This is a genomic window from Oscillibacter sp. (genome assembly GCF_032060045.1).
Lineage (GTDB): Bacteria > Bacillota > Clostridia > Oscillospirales > Oscillospiraceae > Oscillibacter.
Map to the genome: position 1 here is coordinate 1 of NZ_DAMBZJ010000069.1, position 5,041 is coordinate 5,041.

The 5,041-nt window shown below is 43.3% G+C and carries 6 protein-coding genes and 1 pseudogene; 2 read left to right on the forward strand and 5 right to left on the reverse strand.

From position 1 onward, the window contains the following. Positions 1-169 (reverse strand): conjugal transfer protein TrbL family protein (locus RT018_RS15510; RefSeq protein ID WP_312943221.1); only part of this gene is annotated, 169 nt, incomplete at its 3' end. Positions 170-414: 245 nt separating this feature from the next. On the opposite strand from RT018_RS15510, the gene RT018_RS15515 reads away from it, so the two are divergent. Then, a complete protein-coding gene (locus RT018_RS15515; RefSeq protein WP_312943216.1) occupies positions 415-711 on the forward strand; it encodes a DUF2089 family protein in 297 nt (98 codons plus the stop codon). 5 nt (positions 712-716) lie between these two features. Beyond that, entirely contained in the window at positions 717-1,010 is a 294-nt protein-coding gene (locus RT018_RS15520) for a hypothetical protein (protein WP_312943217.1), read from the forward strand. Positions 1,011-1,301: 291 nt separating this feature from the next. On the opposite strand, the gene RT018_RS15525 is transcribed toward RT018_RS15520, so the two are convergent. The 4 genes and pseudogenes from RT018_RS15525 to RT018_RS15540 all read right to left on the reverse strand — a co-directional run. Then, complete coding sequence (locus RT018_RS15525; RefSeq protein WP_312943218.1) at positions 1,302-2,504, reverse strand: hypothetical protein; 1,203 nt, start codon at positions 2,502-2,504, stop codon at positions 1,302-1,304. A gap of 14 nt (positions 2,505-2,518) precedes the next feature. Next, on the reverse strand, positions 2,519-3,112 hold the full coding sequence (locus RT018_RS15530; protein WP_312943219.1) for a TetR/AcrR family transcriptional regulator: 594 nt from the start codon (positions 3,110-3,112) through the stop codon (positions 2,519-2,521). 211 nt (positions 3,113-3,323) lie between these two features. Continuing rightward, a complete protein-coding gene (locus RT018_RS15535; RefSeq protein WP_312943220.1) occupies positions 3,324-3,662 on the reverse strand; it encodes a DUF3852 domain-containing protein in 339 nt (112 codons plus the stop codon). Positions 3,663-3,771: 109 nt separating this feature from the next. Next, positions 3,772-4,623, reverse strand: a pseudogene (locus RT018_RS15540) (hypothetical protein); the annotation flags it as partial. Positions 4,624-5,041: the final 418 nt, after the last annotated feature.

A 5,041-nucleotide genomic window follows, 5' to 3' on the forward strand; every position in this document is an offset into this window, starting at 1 on the left:
GATAGGAAAAGAACAGCACAATGGACTGCACCCAGCTCATTTCGAACAGGTCAGCACCTATGTTTCCCATCTGCATAAAAAAGTCACCGAGAAAGCCCACGATCTGACCGTAGATCCAATCCACAATCTGACCGAGGACAGTGTCGGCGACAAAATCCCATATGAACATTTTAAGCCATCACACCTTTCCATGAAAAAGAGAATGCCCGCCTCAGGTATTCTCTTTTTTTCTGTTTTTGATTCTAAGATTCATTTGATGATGCCTGTTTTGCTTTTTTCAGAACTGACATCCTGTGAATCAAGCTTTGCGCGGTTGTCAAATATGCAATAAATTTAACTTTATATTTGCATTGACTTTAATAATATTTAGTGTATAATTAATATTGTTGAATTCAATGTGAAAGGAGATGTAAATTGGATATTGATAAAATTCCACAGTGGATACTTGCATTAGAGCAAGAAGATGCTACCTTTCTTAAAAATTTTGTTTTAAAATCAGGTTCTCTAAAAGAGATTGCAAATTTTTATGAAGTTTCTTACCCTACTGTGCGATTACGTTTGGATAAACTTATTCAAAAAATCGAAATGAGCGACCAGCAGCAAGAAGAACCTTTTCAAACCTTTATCAAAGGTTTAGCCGTTGACTCGCGAATTGATTTAGAAACAGCAAAAATTATTATTGAAAAATATAAAAAGGAAAAGGAGAGATAATTTTTATGAGTATAAGACTTCTTGTCAGCATCGGAATCACTGCTATATGTTGGGTAGTTGAAATCTACTGCGCTAAACTAAAAAATCCGATTTGGGGTGGCATTATCCCTCTGTTGGCGTTGGCATCCAGTATATATATTTTGGCTACTGGACTGATCGCCTTTAACCGTACATCCTCCATTGTATTTTTTGTTTTGAATTTTTTCCTTTTTGAAGGATGGATTACCAGCAGAGAAAAGTACAAAAAGAAACAAAAAGCGGAATTAGACAAGATGAAAGCACATGATATTGATAATTAAAAGTTGACTTGAAACTTACAAAATTATCCTAACATAAAATGTATAGTGGTAAACTCAATAATACAATTTTAAAGCAGGCCGGTTCGAGGTTACACCGACCTGCTTTTTCTCTACATCCCTACGACGCTCCAGAGTATCCTTGCATAAAGACGGTGAACGGATTTTGATTTTCAAAAAACACTCCTCGCCATAGTCATTAATTTTGCGTCTAACAAAAAGCAATAGCGTTATCTGCGATAAATTACGGATAACGCTATTGCCTATATTAAATATTCCTCCTAATTGCCCGATTTATTGATAATAGGCAGTACATTTCCTCAAACGGTGGTTTACTGAAAGAACACCCATCGTTTTAGCATTCGCCGGAGATGCCGGGGGGATAAACATAGCTTCAACAATGTTCGGATTATCTACATTACCAAGGTTAGTAACGCTGTGACCGTTTCGGTTTTTATACCCAAGAATCAACGACCCGACAAACTTTCCTGCTTCGCTCTCAAAGCCACCCATAACTGAAATCGCAGTAGCGTCAATCAGTTCTGGCTTCATATGGAGATAACAGGCAAGAATCATCATGAGCTTTTTCGGATCGCCTATGTTCTTTTTCACTTTTCCCGAAACCGACTTCGCCACGGACTCAATATCTTCGGATTGATTTGAAACCTCTATTGCAGTTGCAGAGGCATAATTGCCCAGCGCACCTGATTGGTAGCGGGAGAGATGCTTGCGTATATCCACTGCGATCACAACCCGGCTCGTTTTTTCCTTGCACATCATCTCGGCAACAAGATAGTCATTCAATGAGAGACTTTGCTCATAGCATTTTTTCAGAACTTCTTCGGTCTTTGCTGTACCCCATGCTTCCTCAATATAAGAAACCGAATTGTTTGCAATAAATTCTCCCTCGAAGCTCCTATAATCCTCATAACTGACGGTATGCTTTTCATTTTTCCATTTGCGGTTTGCATACCCTATCATCAGTTTACTGATTGTGGAAAGCTGGCTGCCTTTGGGAAGTTCATCAATAGACATTATCAAATTTTCTTCTGCATGTGTAGGCTTTTTCCCGGATATATAGCAATCTGCAAATTCACATACCAAACCCAATATGCTGCGTCCGTCACCCAAAAGATGATGAGCAATAAACATCACTTCAAATTCTTCATCTCCTGGATATAGAACAATCTTCAGAAGGCATTCGTGAAAAGCATCCCAGCCGCATCTTGTTATATCGCTGTAATCATTAGACCATAGAGAAGAATTGTCTTTTTCAAAGACTGGAGCCTGCAATTCTTCACACCAGCAATAATACAGCTTTCTACTTTTCACTTCTCTGGCAACACTGCTTTTCAAAAATGGGTGAGCCAACTCAAGCTCCCCAAGAACATTTTGCACTTTTCCTTTGTTGTATCCGGCAGGGATTTTTGCCTTGATACCAAAGTGCATATTAGGACACATCAGATGCGCCCGTTCGGTCAGTATATATTGCCTCATAATTGATACCTCGCTTAATCTTCAAATATGTCGTATGGAATTTGTAATGTTCTGCATATGAGTTCCATCGTTTCTTGTACTCTAATTTCAGGTGGCAAAGCAAAAAATGTCTTATCATGCACCAAGCCACTAATCCCTTTTAGGAGGAAAGAGGCAAGATACTCTTTACCATAGCCGTCGTCGTTGCCTGCTGCTTGCAGCAATCCATATATCATCGACCGGAAAGCAGGGAGCATGGCTTCTAAAGTCTGATCATGCAGAGCATACAATATCAACCAGTGAATAGATCCATTCGCTAATTGAGATAATTCCTTCATACTGCTGGTATAACAATCATAAAGCTGCTCAAGCATTAATCGTGGTTTGGCATGATTGGTTACTATGGCTGAAATTTTTTCCCCACTCCTTTTGAAAAAGAACTCAACCGCTTTGTCAAATACTTCTTGTTTGGAATTAAAGTAGTGATAAAACATACCAACCTCACCGTTAACATGTTCTAAAATCATTCGTATAGAAGTGGCTTCGTACCCATTCCTTAAGAATAATTCTAATGCGGCATTTAGAATTTCATCTCGTTTACCACCCTCTAAAACAGCTTTTCTCGACATAGTAACTCTCCCTATAATAAACAGAATATCGTTCTGTTTATTATTATAATTATTTTAATCGCACTTGTCAATTGATTTCAAAAGCAATAACAGCTATAGGCGTCTAACAGGGGAAAGAAATAACTATTATATGCTAAAGCTACTTTGAACAAGTGCAAAACCGTGGGCACCCTCGTCATTTTACGGCGTGGTTGCCCACTCTTATTTCACATCATAATCCGAGTATCGTCCAGATATATAAGGGAGCCGTCAGCGTGAACACAAGGCAGGCAAACAGGATTGCCGGAGCCGCCCATTCCATCTGGCCATGTTTGCGATATTCAAAATAACATGTGCCTAACTTGGCAAAGAAAAACACCGCCAGAATCAGGTCGATGGCGGGGAACACCACCTTGTTGACCACGGTTTTGATCTGCTGGGAAGCGGTTGACCACATTCCCTCAATTGCCCCGGCCACGTCGCCGGTTCCCGCTGCATAGGCCGTTGTACTGAACATTAGGCACAGCATCAGAGTTACGCACAGGAGCATCGCAATTCGTTTCAATTTCATTGATTTTCCACCTTTCGTCATAGGGTTGAGAACAGCAAGGCCGCAGCGTTCGATTCGCTGCGGCCTTGTTTTTTCTATGTGTTTAATTGGGGTTCTGAGGCGAAATGTGTCAATCTGCCCATAAATTATCCCGGATGGTGACGCTGTCCGTGAGGTTCATGGAGAGCATCCCGGTGGGTGTCCAGCTGTCGATCAGCCATGTGTATGGGGTATAGCTTCCGTCCGGGAACCAGATGGGTGAGAAATGCGTCCTGCGGCTGTAGGTGCTGTAGGGATTATTCTGAAACTCAAATCGGGCGCTGTAGCCGGAACTCATGCGTTCCATCAGCCTCCAGTAGGTCTGATACCCGAATTCCGGGAAGTAGGTCACCGCAGTCTGTGCCCCGGTTACTGCTGAGGACTGGTTCGTGCTGACTCTGGCAGAAACTGTCTGATTGACTCCATAGCCGGACTTCATGGTCTTGCTGCTGGCTGTGGGACTTTTGTCATCGGGCTTAATTGCCATGCTCGCCGACAGGCTGGCCTGATACCGGTCAAGGTCAAACTCCCACCAGCCCTCATCGACCCATTCACCGTCATCCTCCCAATGACCGCCTCCGTCACCATCGCTGTACCAATTCCAGTCACTGTGCCAGACCCAATGCTCCTGCCACCAAGGCCGCCATACCGTCCAGCTGGCGGAGGTCTGCTGTGGCTTGTTGGGAACAGCAGACTTTTTAAAGCTGTCGTTACGGTCATCGGCCACAGGATTAGGCGGCGGATTTTTATCAAGGTCAACGATATTGACATTGATTGTGGCTTTGCTCGAGCTGCCGCCTCCAGACACAGAAACCGTAATGGTCATATGCTGCGGGGTACTCGGCGTTGTCCAGCGTATCCACGCCAGCTGGCTGTCGCCGTCCGGATAGTAGATGTTGCTGACCCTGTGGCTCCTGCCGTTCACATAAAAGGTTGCCGATAAGATTCGCAAGCTCAGAGGGAGAAAGGGTATCATTGGTTTGCACCTCGGTCACGCCCCACAGCTCGCCGTTCCATTCCTCTACTGAGGGATTGATGCTGTACACCTTTTGGCTGAGATCATCATCAAGGTAAACGGCGAGGCCACGCTCACCCTCATCGGGCAGCTTTTCTTTCTGAATGTGTGCAAGGATTTCATCCTCGTATTCTAAAACCTCACCGGCGGATAAATCCTCCCGGTAATCGTCAAGATCGCCCCATTCGTTTTTTCTGTAGAGATGAGGGAAGAGGGGGCTGAGGAACCGCAGGGATTGCAGTTCATTTTTCATGGTGCATCCATCCTTTCATTTTGTTTTTGAGCAACAAAAAAAGCGGCTGTGTTTTCAGTTACGAAGAACACAGCCGCTTCAAAATTGCCCTGT

Excerpts from the sequence above, each read along its gene's own strand:
- RT018_RS15520 (WP_312943217.1), top strand. The coding sequence starts at position 717 with ATGAGTATAAGACTTCTTGTCAGCATCGGAATCACTGCTATATGTTGG.
- RT018_RS15525 (WP_312943218.1), bottom strand. The coding sequence starts at position 2,504 with ATGAGGCAATATATACTGACCGAACGGGCGCATCTGATGTGTCCTAAT.
- RT018_RS15530 (WP_312943219.1), bottom strand. The coding sequence starts at position 3,112 with ATGTCGAGAAAAGCTGTTTTAGAGGGTGGTAAACGAGATGAAATTCTA.
- RT018_RS15535 (WP_312943220.1), bottom strand. The coding sequence starts at position 3,662 with ATGAAATTGAAACGAATTGCGATGCTCCTGTGCGTAACTCTGATGCTG.